This is a genomic window from Puniceibacterium sp. IMCC21224 (assembly GCF_001038505.1).
Classification (GTDB): domain Bacteria; phylum Pseudomonadota; class Alphaproteobacteria; order Rhodobacterales; family Rhodobacteraceae; genus Puniceibacterium.
Genome location: NZ_LDPY01000001.1, coordinates 2,719,079 through 2,736,213, shown reverse-complemented (window position 1 = coordinate 2,736,213; position 17,135 = coordinate 2,719,079). Strand labels below are relative to the sequence as shown.

General features: G+C 60.3%; 20 protein-coding genes. 19 read left to right on the top strand and 1 reads right to left on the bottom strand.

Features of this window, described 5'->3' with window-relative positions; all coding sequences use genetic code 11:
- Positions 1–25: 25 nt before the first annotated feature.
- The 19 genes from IMCC21224_RS12605 (at position 26) to IMCC21224_RS12515 (ending at position 15,639) form a co-directional block, all read left to right on the top strand.
- Entirely contained in the window at positions 26–568 is a 543-nt protein-coding gene (locus IMCC21224_RS12605) for an HK97 family phage prohead protease (protein ID WP_047995654.1), read from the top strand.
- A gap of 34 nt (positions 569–602) precedes the next feature.
- The gene (locus IMCC21224_RS12600; RefSeq protein WP_047995653.1) at positions 603–1,784 is read left to right on the top strand and encodes a phage major capsid protein; all 1,182 of its coding nucleotides are present in this window, start codon (positions 603–605) and stop codon (positions 1,782–1,784) included.
- 165 nt (positions 1,785–1,949) lie between these two features.
- The gene (locus IMCC21224_RS12595; RefSeq protein WP_047995652.1) at positions 1,950–2,588 is read left to right on the top strand and encodes a gene transfer agent protein; all 639 of its coding nucleotides are present in this window, start codon (positions 1,950–1,952) and stop codon (positions 2,586–2,588) included.
- Positions 2,585–2,923, top strand: a complete 339-nt coding sequence (locus IMCC21224_RS12590) for a head-tail adaptor protein (protein WP_047995651.1) — start codon at positions 2,585–2,587, stop codon at positions 2,921–2,923. The genes IMCC21224_RS12595 and IMCC21224_RS12590 overlap by 4 nt, the downstream gene beginning before the upstream one ends.
- A complete protein-coding gene (locus IMCC21224_RS12585; protein WP_047995650.1) occupies positions 2,920–3,327 on the top strand; it encodes a DUF3168 domain-containing protein in 408 nt (135 codons plus the stop codon). The genes IMCC21224_RS12590 and IMCC21224_RS12585 overlap by 4 nt, the downstream gene beginning before the upstream one ends.
- Before the next feature lie 23 nt (positions 3,328–3,350).
- Positions 3,351–3,773: a phage major tail protein, TP901-1 family gene (locus IMCC21224_RS12580; RefSeq protein WP_047995649.1), complete on the top strand. Its 423-nt coding sequence runs from the start codon at positions 3,351–3,353 to the stop codon at positions 3,771–3,773.
- Positions 3,774–3,776: 3 nt separating this feature from the next.
- Positions 3,777–4,100, top strand: coding sequence for a gene transfer agent family protein (locus IMCC21224_RS12575; RefSeq protein ID WP_047995648.1), 324 nt, complete (start codon positions 3,777–3,779; stop codon positions 4,098–4,100).
- On the top strand, positions 4,097–4,303 hold the full coding sequence (locus IMCC21224_RS12570; protein ID WP_255347993.1) for a rcc01693 family protein: 207 nt from the start codon (positions 4,097–4,099) through the stop codon (positions 4,301–4,303). The genes IMCC21224_RS12575 and IMCC21224_RS12570 overlap by 4 nt, the downstream gene beginning before the upstream one ends.
- The gene (locus IMCC21224_RS12565; protein WP_047995647.1) at positions 4,290–4,943 is read left to right on the top strand and encodes a phage tail tape measure protein; all 654 of its coding nucleotides are present in this window, start codon (positions 4,290–4,292) and stop codon (positions 4,941–4,943) included. Before IMCC21224_RS12570 ends, IMCC21224_RS12565 begins: the two co-directional genes overlap by 14 nt.
- 12 nt (positions 4,944–4,955) lie before the next feature.
- Positions 4,956–5,588, top strand: a complete 633-nt coding sequence (locus IMCC21224_RS12560; RefSeq protein ID WP_047995646.1) for a DUF2460 domain-containing protein — start codon at positions 4,956–4,958, stop codon at positions 5,586–5,588.
- Entirely contained in the window at positions 5,588–6,478 is an 891-nt protein-coding gene (locus IMCC21224_RS12555; RefSeq protein WP_047995645.1) for a DUF2163 domain-containing protein, read from the top strand. Before IMCC21224_RS12560 ends, IMCC21224_RS12555 begins: the two co-directional genes overlap by 1 nt.
- Positions 6,475–6,906, top strand: coding sequence for a peptidase (locus IMCC21224_RS12550; protein WP_047995644.1), 432 nt, complete (start codon positions 6,475–6,477; stop codon positions 6,904–6,906). Before IMCC21224_RS12555 ends, IMCC21224_RS12550 begins: the two co-directional genes overlap by 4 nt.
- A gap of 11 nt (positions 6,907–6,917) precedes the next feature.
- Positions 6,918–10,823, top strand: a complete 3,906-nt coding sequence (locus IMCC21224_RS12545; RefSeq protein WP_047995643.1) for a glycoside hydrolase TIM-barrel-like domain-containing protein — start codon at positions 6,918–6,920, stop codon at positions 10,821–10,823.
- Entirely contained in the window at positions 10,820–11,128 is a 309-nt protein-coding gene (locus IMCC21224_RS12540) for a hypothetical protein (RefSeq protein WP_047995642.1), read from the top strand. Before IMCC21224_RS12545 ends, IMCC21224_RS12540 begins: the two co-directional genes overlap by 4 nt.
- Before the next feature lie 134 nt (positions 11,129–11,262).
- Positions 11,263–12,069: a serine O-acetyltransferase gene (gene cysE, locus IMCC21224_RS12535; RefSeq protein ID WP_047995641.1), complete on the top strand. Its 807-nt coding sequence runs from the start codon at positions 11,263–11,265 to the stop codon at positions 12,067–12,069.
- 414 nt (positions 12,070–12,483) lie between these two features.
- Positions 12,484–12,771 (top strand): Asp-tRNA(Asn)/Glu-tRNA(Gln) amidotransferase subunit GatC, encoded by a 288-nt coding sequence (gene gatC, locus IMCC21224_RS12530; RefSeq protein WP_047995640.1) that lies wholly within the window; start codon positions 12,484–12,486, stop codon positions 12,769–12,771.
- Entirely contained in the window at positions 12,771–14,258 is a 1,488-nt protein-coding gene (gene gatA, locus IMCC21224_RS12525; RefSeq protein ID WP_047997100.1) for an Asp-tRNA(Asn)/Glu-tRNA(Gln) amidotransferase subunit GatA, read from the top strand. Before gatC ends, gatA begins: the two co-directional genes overlap by 1 nt.
- A 32-nt stretch (positions 14,259–14,290) precedes the next feature.
- The gene (locus IMCC21224_RS12520) at positions 14,291–14,971 is read left to right on the top strand and encodes a hypothetical protein (RefSeq protein WP_047995639.1); all 681 of its coding nucleotides are present in this window, start codon (positions 14,291–14,293) and stop codon (positions 14,969–14,971) included.
- Complete coding sequence (locus IMCC21224_RS12515) at positions 14,932–15,639, top strand: N-acetylmuramoyl-L-alanine amidase (RefSeq protein WP_082135201.1); 708 nt, start codon at positions 14,932–14,934, stop codon at positions 15,637–15,639. The genes IMCC21224_RS12520 and IMCC21224_RS12515 overlap by 40 nt, the downstream gene beginning before the upstream one ends.
- Positions 15,640–15,725: 86 nt before the next feature.
- Here IMCC21224_RS12515 and IMCC21224_RS12510 read toward each other — a convergent pair whose 3' ends face one another.
- Positions 15,726–17,120 (bottom strand): short-chain fatty acyl-CoA regulator family protein, encoded by a 1,395-nt coding sequence (locus tag IMCC21224_RS12510; protein WP_047997098.1) that lies wholly within the window; start codon positions 17,118–17,120, stop codon positions 15,726–15,728.
- Positions 17,121–17,135 lie beyond the last annotated feature (15 nt).

Below are 17,135 nucleotides of genomic sequence, written 5' to 3'. Positions count from 1 at the left end.
ACTAGGAAACGGGAAAGGACTGCCAATGGAACTGGAACATAAGTTCTGTCGCTTTGACGCGGAGCTGACCGTTGTCGATGGCACCGGAATTGAGGGCTATGCCTCGCTATTTGGTGCCTGCGACCAAGGCAATGATGTGGTGGCTGCCGGGGCCTACGCCGCATCGCTAAAACGGTTGGGTACAGAGCGTCGCGGCGTGAAGATGCTGTGGCAGCACGATCCGGCGCAACCGATTGGTATCTGGGAAGAGGTGCGCGAGGACGCCCGGGGGCTGTACGTCAAGGGACGTCTTCTGGACAGCGTCGCCAAAGGCCGCGAAGCGGCGGCGCTGATCGCTGCGGGGGCGATTGACGGTCTGTCGATCGGTTATCGTACGCTGAAGGCGACAAAGAATGACAAGGGCCAGCGGCTCTTGACGGAACTGGAGCTTTGGGAGGTGTCACTGGTGACTTTCCCGATGCTGCCCAGTGCGCGGGTGACGGCTAAGGGGGATAGCCTGAATGCCAACGCCCTGTGCGAACTGGCGCAGACGCTGGAGCGTGCGCGTCGCGAGATGAGCAGCGTCTAAAGAGCCTCTGCCGCTCAACACAAGGAAAATTAGGATGAATACAGCCGAGAGCCATTCTCGGGCCGGAGAAGATCTGTCTCCGGCCGTCCGCGTGGGGACCGCGATTGCGGGACTTGTCGGGGATATCAAGGGCCTGCGGGCCGATCTTTACGAAAAGCTTCACAAACAGGAAGAGCGACTGACCATGCTGGATCGAAAGACTGTTCTGCCCGCGCGCCACGCGCTGGCCACCGCCGCCGACATTGAGGCACCTTATCAGAAAGCGTTCAACGCCTATTTGCGCAACGGCGATGACGATGGGCTGCGTGGCGTTGAATTCGAAGGCAAGGCGATGTCGACCGCAGTGAACAGCGACGGCGGTTTCCTGGTCGATCCGGTGACGTCTGAGACGGTGAAATCGGTTTTGGCCGCCACTGCTTCGATCCGGGCGATCGCCAACATCGTCAATGTAGAGGCCTCATCCTATGACGTGCTGATCGACCGCAACGATGCCGGTGCGGGCTGGGCGGACGAGGCATCTTCGACGGCTGAGACTGCGACGCCGCAGATTGAACGCATCTCGATCCCGCTGTTCGAATTGAACGCATTGCCAAAAGCGAGCCAGCGTCTGTTGGATGATAGCGCCTTTGACATCGAGGGCTGGCTGGCCGGGCGCATCGCGGACAAATTCGCCCGCGCCGAGGCTGCAGCGTTTGTCAGCGGTGACGGAGTGGATAAGCCGCGCGGCTTTCTGAACCATGCCTCTGTCGACAATGACGTCTGGACCTGGGGCAACATTGGGTATGTGCCTACTGGCACGGATGGCGGTATCGGCGACGGCGATGCGGTGATTGATCTGGTCTATGCGCTGGGTGCGCAGTACCGCGCCGGAGCCAGCTTTGTGATGAACTCCAAGACTGCCGGTGTTCTTCGCAAGCTCAAGGACGGAGATGGTCGCCACCTGTGGTCGGACGGTTTCGCCAGCGGCGAGCCTGCGCGTCTGCTGGGTTATCCGGTGCTGATCGCCGAGGATATGCCAGACATCGCTCCGGGATCGGACTCTATCGCATTTGGGGACTTTGGCGCGGGGTACACCATCGCGGAGCGCCCGGATCTGCGTGTGCTGCGTGATCCCTTTAGCGCCAAGCCGCATGTGCTGTTCTATGCGACTAAGCGGGTTGGCGGCGATGTGAGCGATTTCGCCGCGATCAAGCTGTTGCGTTTCGCAGCCGCCTGAATCAGCGCCTGAGACATGGCGGCGGGCCATCTGGTTGGTCGTCATGGGGCGCGCACATTGCGAGTGCTCGCGTTGTCCAGCTGCTCCCCTCCGTCCGAGCAACGTGAGTGGTGCGCGCCCATCTTTGTCCCCGAGAGGATCGGGAACGATTTGCGGAGAAGATACATGATGCTAGTCGAAGAGACATTTGTGCCAGATGCGGCATTGCCTGTTGAGGCGCTGAAACGGCATTTGCGGCTGGGCAGCGGTTTTGCTGAGGACACCGAGCAGGATCTTTTGCTGACTTCGTTTCTGCGCGCGGCGCTGGCGGCGATTGAGTCGCGGACCGGCAAAGCGTTGCTGAGACGATCCTTTGTTCTGACGGTGAATGCCTGGGAAAAGCCTGACTGCCAGACCTTGCCTGTGGCGCCTGTTATGTCCGTTACAGAAGTGAGCCTGTGTCGGCCGTTGTTGCCTGACGTGGATCTGTCAGAGGCGACGGTCGTCAATGAATACGGGTTGGCTGACGTACTGGATCCGATGCGCTATCGGCTTGAGGTCGATACGCATGTGCCCCGGCTACGGCCGCGGACGGCCGCGTTTCCGGCTATCCCCACGGATGGGCTGGCGGCGATCCGGTTCACTTCTGGCGTCGCCGACACGTTTGATGAATTGCCGGGAGATCTGACCCAAGCAGTGTTGATGTTGGCGGCGCATTATGACGAATACCGCAATGATGTGGCTTTGGGGCAGGGTTGCATGCCGTTCGGCGTAACCAGTCTGATTGCGCGGTATCGCCCGCTGCGCATTGGGTTTTCGCTATGACGCCGCCCCGGTTAAACCGCAGCTTTGTGCTTGAGGCGCCGATGTCATCTTCGGACGGAGCAGGTGGGCAGACTTCGGTCTGGACGGCGCTGGGCACGATTTGGGGTGAGCTTCGGTCGCGCTCGGGTCGGGAAACCAATGGTGAGGCGGGGTCGTTATCGACGGCCAGCTACCGCATCACCATTCGTGCCGCACCGGTCGGACAATCCAGGCGCCCGGTTCCGGGGCAACGGCTGTTGCTGGGACCGCGTGTTTTCAAAATCCAGGCGGTCACTGAAACCGATGTCGCGGGCCGCTACCTGACCTGTCTGTCAGAAGAGGAGGTCGTACAATGAGTTATGCAAATGCCGCCGCGTTGCAATCAGCTGTCTACCAGGCGTTGGTTGATGATCCCGGTGTTTCTGCCCTGGTCGGAGGACGCGTGTATGATGCGCTGCCATCGGGACAGCTTCCGGCGTTATATGTGACGTTGGGTGCGGAAAAGGTACGTGATGCGTCGGACACGACAGGCAATGGCGCATGGCACGATCTGACGGTCGCAGTGGTGACCAGCCAATCCGGATTTCAGGTGGCCAAAGAAACCGCAGTTGCGATCAGCGATGCGCTGAATGAAGCGGAGCTGGAGTTGGCGCGGGGCCGACTGGTCGGGTTGCGGTTTTTGCGCGCACAGGCGCGGCGCGAAAGTGGCGGATTGCGGCGGATCGAGATGACGTTTCGCGCCCGCGTCGAAGACAACTGAACAATCAAAACGGAGTGACGAATATGGGTGCACAGAATGGCAAGGATCTATTGATCAAGGTTGATCTGACCGGTGACGGTCAGTTCCAGACGTTTGCGGGCCTGCGCGCGACGCGCGTCAGCTTTAACGCAGAAACCGTGGATGTCACCACGCTGGAAAGCCAGGGCGGCTGGCGCGAATTGCTGGCGGGTGCCGGTGTCAGGTCTGCGTCCATCTCGGGGTCGGGGGTGTTCAAAGATGATGACACTGATGAACGCGCTCGCCAGATTTTCTTCGACGGAGAGATGCCCGATTTCCAGGTGATCATCCCGAATTTCGGCACGGTCGAGGGCGCTTTCCAACTGACCAGCATCGAATATGCCGGGTCACACAATGGCGAGGCAACCTACGAAATGGCGCTGGCCTCGGCTGGGCAACTGACCTTTGTCGCCGTACCTGAGGTTTGATCCATGGCCAATCCGTGGCGCGGAGAGGTGGCGCTGGTCATCGACGGGCAAAGCCATGTGATGCGCCTCACTCTCGGGGCGCTGGCAGAACTTGAAGCTGGGCTGGACAGCGGATCGCTGATGGCGCTGGTCGAACGGTTCGAAGGCGGCGCTTTCACGACGCGTGACGTTCTGGCGCTGATTGTGGCCGGCCTGCGTGGCGGCGGCTGGCAGGGACGTAGCGCGGACCTGCTGGTGGCCGAGATTGCCGGGGGTCCGATGGCGGCGGCAAAGGCCGCAGCCGAGTTGCTGGCGCGTGCCTTCATGCTTCCGGGTGAGGAAGCGTGAGGTTCGACTGGCCGGCCCTGATGCGCGCGGGCCTGAGTGGGCTGGCTCTGCGGCCAGACCAGTTTTGGACGCTGACGCCTGCGGAACTGCGGCTGATGCTGGGTGATGCGGCGAGGGTCCCGCCGATGGACCGATCGCGGCTGGACGCGCTGATTGCGGCGTTTCCGGACAAGAGGAAGGAATCTGAGAATGACCGACTTTGAGACGCTGGAAGAGCAGGTCGATGCGCTGGAAACATCGCTTGCCGGGGCTGCGGGGATGGCTGCAGGCTTTAACATCGAGATGATGCGCATCCACCAGACCTTTTCCGACACCGGGCGCGGGGTGGCAAAATTCGAGGCCTCGCTGAGCCGCGGTCTCGCGCAGGCCATCGACGGTGTGGTCCTGGACGGGGCCAAGCTGTCGGATGCGCTGCGGACCGTGGCCAATTTGATGATCACGGTTGCGTACCGTGCTGCAGTCCAGCCGGTGACCAACCATCTAGGCAGTCTGATCACATCGGGGATCGGGCAGCTTTTGGGCGGGTTTTCGCCCTTTGCAAACGGCGCGGGCTTTTCTCAGGGGCGGGTGATGCCATTTGCAAACGGCGGTATCGTATCCTCGGCCACGGCGTTTCCAATGCGCGGCGGCACGGGCTTGATGGGAGAGGCCGGGCCCGAGGCGATCATGCCGTTGGCGCGCGGCGCCGATGGCAAGCTGGGGGTCCGGGCCGGTGGCGGCGCACAGCCTGTCAACGTGGTGATGAACATAACGACCCCGGACGTACAGGGGTTCCAGCGAAGCCAGAGCCAGATCGCCGCCCAGATGGCGCGCGCGCTGGGACGCGGCCAGCGCAACCGGTAAGGAGTGGGACGGATGAATTTTCACGACATACAGTTTCCATCGCGGCTGAGCTTTGGCTCGGTCGGCGGGCCCGAGCGGCGCACAGAGATCGTGACGCTGACCAACGGCTTTGAAGAACGTAACACGCCCTGGGCGGAATCGCGCAGACGCTATGATGCGGGCATCGGCTTGCGATCGCTTGACGACATCGAGCGCCTGGTGGCGTTTTTCGAGGCGCGACGCGGTCAGCTCTATGGCTTTCGCTGGAAGGACTGGTCGGACTACAAGTCCTGTCTGCCCTCGGGAACCCTTCGGTATGACGATCAGGTCATCGCTCAGGGTGATGGCAAAGCTACGGAATTTCAGTTGATCAAGACCTACCGTTCAGGTCCGTCGTCTTACGCGCGGCCAATCACCAAACCGGTGCAAGGGGCTGTGCGCGTCGGAATTCAGGACGATGAGCAGCGGGACGGAATAGATTACACTGTTGATCCGGCGACTGGAATCGTAACTTTTGTTCGGCCTCCGTTGTTGAATGCAGAAATCTCAGCCGGGTATGAATATGATGTTCCTGTCCGCTTTGATACCGACCGAATTCAGACCAGCGTTGCCAGTTTCCAAGCAGGTGAAGTGCCAAATGTGCCTGTGGTCGAGGTGCGGGTCTGATGGCATTGCAAGCAGAACTAGAGGCGCATCTGGCTACGGGTCTTACCACCGTTGCGCGCGCATGGGCGATAACACGCAGCGACGGGTTGCGCATGGGCTTCACTGACCATGATCGTGATCTGTCTTTCGCAGGGCTCAGTTTTCGGGCTGATACTGGGTTGACGGCCTTGGCTTTGCAGCAAAGTACCGGACTGTCGGTGGACAACACCGAGGCGATGGGCGCGCTCAGCGATACCGCGATATCGGAGGCGGACATCGCCGCGGGCCGTTTCGACGGGGCAGAAGTCCTGGCCTGGTTGGTGAACTGGGTGGATGTGTCGCAACGACAAGTGCTGTTTCGTGGCACAATCGGAGAAATCCGTCGGGCAGGCGGCGCGTTCCAGGCAGAGTTGCGCGGCCTTAGCGAGGCATTGAACCGACCTGTCGGACGTATTTACCAGAAGCCATGTACCGCTGTGTTGGGAGACGCAATATGCCGGTTCGACGTCGAAACACCGGGATATGCGTTTGAAGGAGCTTTGGTCGCGGCGTTTGAGAATAGGGTTCTGCGTTTTTCTTTGCAGCCACTCAGCGGGTTCGAGGCGGGTTGGTTCCAGCGAGGTCGGGTGCGAATGCTCTCGGGGGCGGCCGCAGGACTGAGCGCGACGATCAAGCGCGATACCTTCGAGGCTGGGACCCGACGCATCGACCTGTGGGAACCCATACGCGAATATTTGGCAATGGGCGATCTGGTTCGCATAGAATCGGGCTGTGATAAGCGGTTTGAAACCTGTCGGTTGAAATTTAACAATCTGATGAACTTCCAAGGATTTCCAGACATTCCTGAGGATGACTGGTTGATGGTCCATCCAACCCAAGCCAAGGCGCAGGGCGGGGGGAGCCGCCGGTGAGCGCGCCACATCATATCGTTGATGCCGCGCGCGGCTGGATCGGCACGCCATATGTGCATCAGGCGTCAGTTCGGGGGGCGGGCAGTGACTGTCTAGGTCTGTTGCGCGGGGTTTGGCGCGAAGTTCTGGGCGCCGAGCCCGAGGCAATTCCGGCCTACACAATGGATTGGTCCGAACCGCAGGGCGAGGAGCGTCTGTGGCAAGCTGCCCTGCGACATCTTGAGCCCAAGTCGCTATTAGAGGAATCCCACGGCGATGTTCTGCTCTTTAGAATGCGCAACGGGGCGGTGGCCAAGCATCTGGGACTGCAATCTGTGGTCGGTGAATTGGCAGCCTTTGTGCATGCCTATTCCGGGCATGGCGTAATCGAAAGTGGCCTGACGGCACCCTGGCGACGGCGCATCGCGGCCCGTTTTGCTTTTCCTTAGGAGACGATCTGATGGCGACTTTACTTCTTTCGGCGGCGGGTGCAGCGATCGGTGGATCTGTTGGCGGTTCTGTTCTTGGGTTGTCAGCAGCTGCCATTGGTCGCTTTGCCGGCGCCACGCTGGGCCGAGCCATAGACCAGCGCCTGATGGGGCAGGGAGCCGAAACAGTTGAGACTGGCAGGGTGGACCGATTTCGGTTGACTGGCGCTGGTGAGGGTGCACCCATCGCCCAGGTTTATGGGCGGATGCGGGTCGGCGCCCATGTCATTTGGGCGTCAGAATTCACCGAGCACGTTAAGAAAAGTGGCGGTGGCGGCAAAGGCTTTCCGCAGCAGCCGCAGGTCAAGAGCTATAGCTATTCGGTCAATCTGGCGCTTGCGCTGTGCGAAGGGGAGATCAGCGGGGTCAACCGGGTTTGGGCGGACGGGGCCGAAATCCCGGTCAGTGAGTTGAACATGCGGGTTTATAAGGGCACTACTGACCAGTTGCCCGATCCCAAGATTGCGGCGGTGGAGGGGGCTGGTCTAGTCCCTGCCTATCGTGGCACGGCATATGTGGTAATCGAGGATCTGCAGCTGCAGAAATTCGGCAATCGTGTTCCGTCGTTCAATTTTGAGGTGACGCGCCCGGACCTGACAAGTGCCGATGATGTGCCGTTGGCCATTCGCGGGGTGGCGATGATCCCCGGGACGGGCGAATATGCGCTGGCGACAAAGCCAATCTATCTGAAGTATGGCACCGACTCTTTCGGCGTGAGCAACGTCAGCACGCCCTCGGAAGAACCCGATTTCAATACTTCACTCACTATGTTGCAAGACGAGCTGCCAAATTGCGGTGCGGTATCGCTGGTTGTTAGCTGGTTCGGTGACGACTTGCGCTGCGGCGAATGCCGGATACGGCCAAAGGTGGAGCAAGCCGAATTTGACAGCAAAAAAATGCCTTGGGCTGTTTCGGGTGTGCGTCGCGATCAGGCAGAAGTCGTGGCGCAGGAAAATGACCGTCCAGTTTATGGTGGTACACCTGCTGATGCCTCGGTGATTCAGGCGATCGTGCGGATGAAAGAGCATGGGAAGGATGTTATGGTCTATCCCTTTGTGCTGATGGAGCAACTGGCGGACAATGGTCTGGCAGATCCCTACACCGGGTTGGACAATCAGCCGCCTTTGCCCTGGCGAGGGCGGATTACTACAAGCGTCGCACCAGGGCGCAATGGCTCTCCTGACGGCACGGTGGCGGCGACGGGTGAGGTTGCCGCATTTTTTGGGACGGTCCAGCCGGGTGATTTCACCATTGGTGATGGCAAGGTAAGCTATTCTGGACCGGATGAATGGAGCTACCGACGTTATATCCTGCATCAGGCGGCACTTTGTGGGGCGGCCGGTGGGGTTGCCGCATTCTGCATCGGATCGGAAATGCGTGGTCTTACCCAGATCCGCGACGATCAGGGATTTCCGGCAGTTGAGGCGCTTCGCACATTGGCTGCGGATGTGCGGCAGCTTCTGGGCGTTGGAGTCAAGATCGGCTATGCTGCTGACTGGACTGAATATTTCGGGTATCACCCCCAGGATGGAAGTGGTGACGTATTCTTTCACCTGGATCCGCTTTGGTCCGATCCTGAAATCGATTTTGTCGGGATTGACAACTACATGCCTCTTTCGGACTGGCGTGACGGCGAAGACCACGCCGATATCAGTTATGAGTCGATTTACAATCTGGATTACCTGTCCGCCAATGTGGCGGGCGGTGAGGGGTTCGACTGGTATTACCCCACCCGTGAAGCCGAATTTGCGCAGCGCCGCGTTCCAATCACTGATGGGTCTTATGGCGAGCCGTGGGTTTTTCGCTACAAGGACATTCGCCAGTGGTGGTCGCAACCGCACTACAATCGAATAGCCGGGGTTCGTCAGGAACAAACGACTGACTGGCTACCTGGATCCAAACCGATCTGGTTCACGGAACTGGGCTGTGCTGCGGTGGACAAGGGAACCAACGAGCCAAACAAGTTCATCGATCCCAAATCGTCCGAATCCACTTTACCGAAATACTCCAACGGTTTGCGGGATGAGCTGATTCAACATCAGTATTTGCATGCGATGCATCATTTCTGGAATGATCCGGCCAATAATCCGACCTCCGAGTTGTATTCCGGTTCAATGATCGACATGTCGCGCGCCTTTGTCTGGGCGTGGGATGCACGACCCTATCCATGGTTCCCAAATAATGAGGCGCTTTGGTCTGATGGTCCAAATTACCGCCGGGGTCACTGGATTAACGGGCGTGTTTCGGCACGCACACTGGCATCCGTGGTGGCCGCGATATGTGAACGTGTCGGGCTGAGCGACTACGATGTTCGCGGGCTGTATGGATTTGTGCGCGGCTACACGGTACCGGATGTCACGGACGCCCGGCGCGCATTGCAGCCTTTGATGCTCGCCTATGGTTTTGATGCGATCGAACGCGGCGGAGCGTTGATATTCCGGATGCGTGACGGACACCGCCCGGTCACTCTCGATCCCACGATGCTCGCCGTCAGCGATGAGATCGAGGGTGATCTATCCGAGACACGCAGCGCCGAGGTTGAGATGGCAGGCCGCATCCGCCTGCGCTTTGTCCAGTCCGATGGGGATCATCCGGTTGTGTCCGAGGAAACCGTTTTACCTGACGAGGCAACACATGCTGTGGCCGAAAGTGACCTGGCCCTGTCTTTGACACGCGCCGAGGGCAGACAGATCGTTGAGCGCTGGCTTAGTGAAGCACGTTTGTCGCGCGACACCTTGCGGTTTGCCTTGCCGCCATCAAAAATGTCACTGGGCGCAGGTGATATCGTCTCGCTTTCGGCGCCGTCAGGACGGACGCTGGCGCGCATCGACCGAGTTGAACTGACGTCGCAGCAGCTAATTGAAGCTGTACGCATTGAACCTGATGTGTACCTCCCTTCCGATTTCCCTGACGATGCGGTGACTTTGCGACCGTTTGAGCCTGTGGTGCCAGTACAGCCGTATTTTATGGATTTGCCATTGATGTCCGGCGAGGAGATTGAGCATGCGCCACACTTGGCTCTATCTGCGAACCCTTGGCCGGGCAGCGTAGCGGTATATGACAGCGCGACAGACAGCGACTATGTCCTGAACGAGATCATAGCGGCACGTGCGACGCTTGGCGTGACTGAAACTGCTCTCTTTGGTGCGTCGTCGGGACGCTACGACCGGGGCGAAGCCTTGCAGGTCAAGATGAGTTATGGTGCCTTGCAATCGGTCACCGATGAGGCATTGATCGCTGGCGGAAACGTGGTGGCTATTGGCGACGGAACATCGGGCAACTGGGAAATCTTCCAGTTTCGCGATGCTGAGATGGCAGGTGACCGGACCTGGCTCCTCAGTTATCGTTTACGTGGTCAGTTTGGGACAGATGGCGTCATTCCGGAGGTTTGGCCCGCTGGGTCGATCATCGTGCTGCTGGATGGGACGCCGTCACAAATCTCTCTTGCCTCTGCCTCGCGGCGTCAAGCGCGGCATTACCGGATTGGCCCGGCACGGCGTGGCTATGACGATCCTTCTTATGTGCAGGAAGTCCATGCCTTTGATGGCAATGGTTTGCGTCCATATAGCCCCGCGCATCTTACGGTTACGCCTCGGGGCGGGGCGCTAGGCGTGTCCTGGGTGCGCCGCACGAGGATTGACGGTGACGATTGGGAATTGGCAGAGGTGCCGCTGGGCGAGGAAAGCGAGAGCTATCTGCTACGTGTCCTCAAGGGGGAAACGCTGGTCCGTGAGGTGCAGGTCGGAACGCCGGGCTGGAGTTATACGGTCGCAATGCAGGGGGAGGATGCGATCAGTGGCGAGTATGATATCGCTGTGGCGCAAGTGTCGGCCCGCTATGGCCCCGGTCCGTTTGCCAGCCATAGGGTGGTCCAATGAGGCCGGTGCTCTTTGGCGATATGGTTTCTGCGACTCGGGCATTGCTGTGCGCGCCTGTGGGACGGCGCTGGCTGCTCGCCCGAAGTATGTTGGACGAGGCGGATGCGGCGGACCGCTATCTGCGCCGTCTCGGGCGGGCACACCCGCGCTGGGGTAATGGTACGCTGATGGCCCGGGCGAGCCGTCTGCCACTGGCGCCCGAACCGGGCTTTCAGAATGCTGATTACGTGGAATGTCTGATCCTGATGCTAGAGGCGTTGCGGAGGCGACGAACAGGTCTGCGGACGCAAAGAGTGCCGCGCTGAGACCGCTGGCTCAAAGAAAGCTCCCCGGAGTGCGAGTCCCATAGCATCTAGACCGGGAATACAGGCCATCACAGGTTTGCGTTTTTGTCTCAGGTTCCTATCTGTTATAGGACTGTGGTCAAAGGAGAGCACTGATGGCCGAAACCCGTGTAAGAATAGCCGAACTGGATCCGGTCTGGGCCCGCATCGTGCGCGAAGCAGAAGATGCCGTGGCGACGGAACCCCTGCTGGGTGGTCTGGTGCATTATTCCGTATTGCATCACCCGACGATTGAACGCGCGCTGGCCTATCGGACCTCACTCAAGCTAGCGTCGGGCGAGATGTCCGAACAGATTCTGCGCGAAATCTGTGACGAGGCGTATGTTTCGGACCCACAGCTGGCGTTGGCAGCGCGGGCTGATATTGTCGCGGTTTTCGAACGCGACCCGGCGTGCCATCGTTTCTTGCAGCCGCTGCTCTTCTTCAAAGGGTTTCAGGCTATTCAGTCCTACCGTGTGGCGAATTGGCTATGGCGCGAGGGGCGAACCGATCTCGCTTATCTTTTCCAGATGCGCTGCTCTGAGGTGTTTGGCGTTGATATCCATCCCGCAGCGCGGATCGGGCGCGGCATTATGATTGACCATGCCCATTCAATTGTGATCGGTGAGACGGCGGTGGTCGGAGACAATGTCTCGATGCTTCACTCGGTCACGTTGGGCGGGACCGGCAAGGAAGAAGAGGATCGTCACCCCAAGATCGGCGATGGCGTGCTGATCGGTGCCGGAGCCAAGGTGTTGGGAAACATCCGCGTCGGCAATTGCAGTCGAGTGGCTGCAGGATCCGTTGTGCTAGACGAAGTCCCTCCGTGCAAGACAGTCGCTGGTGTGCCCGCGCGAATTGTTGGGGAGGCGGGGTGTGCTCAGCCTTCGGTGAGCATGGACCAGATTTTGCGCGGGGCGTGACAGGGGCTGCTCGGGCCCCTGCTGTAAAGCCAAGTCATCTCGTTGCACGGCCGAATCAGTTTTCCGTTTGGTGACGGATTCGGCCTGTCGTTAGCTTAAGCTCATGGATCTGAAATGTGCTTGGGCGGCAGAGAGCGGATGGGCAGTACAGCTATTGCTGAGTGTCACTTCCGCCAGAACAAATGTCAGATAACGGGTGACGCCAAAATCAGGCTGATTGGCGACCTCCACCTCTAGAACTGCTCCCCTGATCTTTGTGCCGGCACAGCAGGCTGCCGCCGACTGCACGGTTCTTTCACCTGGTCCCCGGGGCCAGCCTACTGTTACATTGCGCTTTCCGGGTGTCACATGCTTGCGGGTCGGCTCTGGCGGGGGTAAACGCGAAAGCCAGGACGCAAGATAAATGAGGCCCCCATGTCTATCGACATCGAGACCGCCGCCCGCGTGGCCAAGTTGGCCCGCATCAAGGTCGACGACGACGCGCTGCCCGCGCTGGCGCAGGAATTCAACACGATCCTCGGCTTTATCGAGCAATTGTCAGAAGTGGACGTGGACGGGATTGAGCCGATGGTGTCGGTCACGCCCATGCGGCTCAAACGCCGCGACGACGTGGTGACAGACGGCAATATGCAGGCCCGGATTCTTGCCAACGCGCCGGACACGCGCGAAGGGTTCTTTGCTGTACCCAAGGTGGTTGAATGATGGCTGATCTTTCGAAACTGACCGTAGCCGCTGCGCGGGATTCTCTGCGTAAAGGCGATGTGACCAGCGTAGAGCTGACCAGCGCCTACCTGACAGCCATTGATGCCGCCGACGCGCTGGGCGCGTTTGTTCACAAGACGCCCGAACTGGCAATGACAGCCGCCAAAGCTGCTGATGCGCGTCTCAAAGGACCCGAAGAGGCCCCCGACCTCTGCGGCATTCCGTTGGGGATCAAGGATTTGTTCTGCACCAAAGGTGTACCAAGTCAGGCCGCCAGTCGCATCCTTGAGGGTTTCAAACCCGAATATGAGAGTACAGTCACCAACCAGCTCTTTAACGCCGGTGCGGTCATGCTGGGCAAGCTTAACATGGACGAATTTGCCATGGGGTCGTCCAACGAGACGTCGACATATGGCAATGCGGTGAATCCCTGGCGGCGTGGCAACGATGACGCCGCGCTGACGCCGGGCGGTTCGTCGGGTGGCTCTGCGGCGGCTGTGGCAGCGGATCTCTGCCTTGCTGCGACCGGCACTGACACGGGCGGGTCGATACGCCAGCCTGCGGCCTTTACCGGCATCACCGGGATCAAACCGACCTATGGCCGTTGTTCGCGCTGGGGCATCGTGGCGTTCGCCTCGTCGCTGGATCAGGCGGGCCCCATGACCAAGGACGTGCGCGATGCGGCGATCATGCTGAGTGCGATGTGCGGCCACGATCCCAAAGACAGCACAAGCGCCGATCTGCCGGTGCCGGACTTTGAGGCGATGCTGACTGGCGACATCCGCGGTAAGACCATCGGTATCCCGCGCGAATACCGCATGGATGGTATGCCTGACGAGATCGAGGCGCTTTGGTCACAGGGGCGCGACATGCTGCGCGATGCCGGTGCCAAAATCGTCGACATCAGCCTGCCGCACACCAAATACGCGCTGCCTGCCTACTATGTCATCGCCCCGGCCGAGGCATCGTCGAATCTCGCTCGGTATGATGGCGTCCGCTACGGTCATCGTGCCACGCTGTCCCATGGTGACGGCATCACCGAGATGTACGAAAAGACCCGTGCCGAAGGGTTCGGAGCCGAGGTACAGCGCCGCGTGATGATCGGCACCTACGTGTTGTCGGCCGGTTTTTACGACGCCTATTATAACCGCGCCCGCAAGGTGCGGACGCTGATCAAGCGTGACTTTGAGACGGTGTTCGAGCAAGGTGTTGACGCGATCCTGACCCCGGCGACGCCCTCGGCGGCCTTTCCGCTGGGGATGAAGTCTGACGATCCGGTGCAAATGTACCTCAACGACGTCTTCACGGTTACGGTGAACTTGGCCGGACTACCGGGTATTTCGGTACCTGTCGGGCAGGATCATCAGGGGATGCCGCTGGGCCTGCAACTGATCGGGCGTCCGTGGGAAGAGGGCGATCTGCTCAACACCGCCTACGCGCTTGAGCAGGCAGCGGGCTTTGTGGCCAAACCGGCCAAATGGTGGTAATTGCCCGGTCAGGGCTAAAGGTGGCGGGACAGATGAAGACACTTCTACTTTGTGGTGTAGCGGGGCTGATGCTGGCCGGATGTGCACCGACCGTACCGGACAGTGGCGCGGGCGTTGGTTTTGGCGACTATGGTGACTATCAGGCGCGGCGCGAGGCGGAATTGTTGGGGCAGGCACCGTCGCGCGTGTCGACGGAATCGTCCGGCGTGGGTGTCAATGCTGACGCCATCGCAGCGGCAAACGCGGCCATCGAAAACTCCGGCAACGCCCCCATCAATGCCTCGCCGTTGAATCCGGCCCCCGAAGTGGTCACAAATGCCGCCGGGATGTCGGAAGAGAACAATTTCGATGCAGTGTCGAACGAGCGCAGCATTGGTGACGATGCAGCGCTGATCGCTCGGAACAGTGCTCAGTATCAGGTGATTCAGCCCACGGCATTGCCCAGCCGCTCCGGCAACAGCGGGCCGAATATCGTGGAATACGCGTTGAAGACGTCGAATCCTCGCGGCACCTCGGTCTACAGCCGTTCGTCCTTTGGATCCGAAGCCAAGACTCAGCGCAATTGCGCCGTCTATGCATCGGCCGATCTGGCGCAAGAGGCATTTCTTGAAAATGGCGGTCCGAGCAAGGACCGAAAGGCACTTGACCCTGATGGCGACGGATATGCTTGTGGGTGGGATCCGGCACCGTTCCGGGCCGTGCGCGGCTTCTGACCACGCTCTGGTATCCCTCACTCAACGCTGGGCCGCGCCGGGATGCTGCGCGGCCTGATATCGTTGTGCTGCACTACACGGCAATGACCAGCGCCGAGGCCGCCTGCGACTGGCTTTGCAACACAGAATCCCAAGTTTCCGCTCACTATGTTATCTCTGAAGCCGGCATAGTGTGGCAGTTGGTCGATGAAGCTGACCGGGCCTGGCACGCTGGCGCGGGGCGGTGGGGTGCAGTCACCGACGTCAACTCGCGGTCGATCGGGATCGAACTGGCCAACACCGGCACGCAGCCATTTTCCGAGCCACAGATGGCGCGCCTCGAGACGCTGCTGAGCAATATCCTGCAACGCTGGCAGATCCCGCCCGAACGGGTGATCGCCCATTCCGATCTGGCCCCAACGCGCAAATTCGATCCCGGCCCACGCTTTGACTGGCGGCGACTGGCGCTGCGCGACCTGTCGGTCTGGCCTCAACTTTCAACATCAGGCGACTTCGCCCGTGATGCGCAGATCTTTGGGTACGGCCCGCAATCCGATGGCGACATTCTGCTCGCGGCGTTCCGATCCCGATTTCGCCCCTGGGCCACCGGGCCATTGGATGACACCGATCGTGCCCTGATGGCAGACCTCGCAAACCGCTATCCGAACCCGGATAGGCCTGCCATATGACTGGGCTTCTTCTCTTTCTAAATACGCCGGGGTGAATTGGCCGCAGGCCAAGAGGGGCAGCGCCCCTCATCGCGCCTTTGCCACCCTCACTCCAGATCGTAAGGCAGGACACCACGGCGGTCTGGCGTCACCTTCAGGGTGCGTTCCATTGGCGGCACCGAGCGCTGGTGGCACATCACCCGCTCGCAGATCCGGCAGGAAATGCCGATCGGCTCAAACGCACTGTCACGATCCAGATCCAGCCCGTCGGCATAGACCAGTGCCCCGGCATGGTGGACCTCACAGCCAAGTGCGATCGCATAGCGCCGCACCGGCGCGCCAAAATGCCCACCGGTTTTGGACACATCCCGCGCAACGCTGAGGTAGCGCACACCATCCGGCGTTTCCGCCAGTTGTCGCAGAAACTGGCCCGGCGTTTCGAACGCCCGGTGCACGTTCCATAGTGGGCAGGCGCCGCCATAGCGGGCAAATTGCAATCGGGTTGCTGAATGCCGTTTGGTAATCGTGCCCGCCTGATCGACGCGAACAAAGAAGAATGGGATTCCCTTGGCGCCGGGACGTTGCATCGTGCTCAGCCTGTGGGCCACCTGTTCGATGGATGCGCCAAAGCGGGCCGCCAACCGTTCGAGATCGTGCCGGGTCTCTTGTGCCGCTGCCAGAAACGCGCCGTAGGGCATCATCGTCGCCCCGGCAAAGTAGTTGGCCAGCCCGATCTTGGCGATCTCGCGGGCGGCGTCAGTGCGGAACCGTGCCAGATCCAGAGTCGCCTCCAACAGCGCGTCCTGGCGCAGCAGTGCCACCTGTAGCAGCAGTTGGAATGTCTGCGTCTCGGCAGGGGCAAGCGACGATAGATCCAGCTCGCGGGTCGTGGCATCGAACTGGCGCAGAATTGCGTCCTGGATGAACCGGGTCTTGATCCCCTGACCGGCTAACGCATGGATCGCACCTGCGCGGATATCTTCACCCAACCCGGCGGCAAAGCGTTCAGCGGCTCGATCGACGGCGTCGATGTAATTGTCGCAATAATGGAAAAAATCGCGCACCTCTTCCCATGCGCCGGGTTGCATCTGTGATCCGTCGCGCCCCAGCGCCTCGTCCAGACTGGCAAGCCGTTCATGCGTCTGCCGATAGGCTTTGTGCAAGGCCAGAAACGCGCGGGCAAACACCGGCGCGTTCGACGCTGCCAGTCGCAAATCCGCCAGCTGCGGACCGGTTTCGGCAAAAAGCGGATCGGCCAGCGCCTCGCGCATGTCGGACACCAGCCGTTCGGCGTCGCCCTGACCCAATTCGGTCACATCCAGCCCGAACTCTTGGGCCAGTGCCAGCACGACTGAGCTGCTGACCGGGCGGTTGTTGTTCTCCATCTGGTTCAGATAGGGCAGGGAGATACCGAGTTTAGCGGCAAAATCCTTTTGCGTCAGACCAAAGCGCACACGGATTTCGCGCAGCTTGGCCCCGACATATAGTTTCTGCGTCGCCACTGCGCTCAGCTCCGG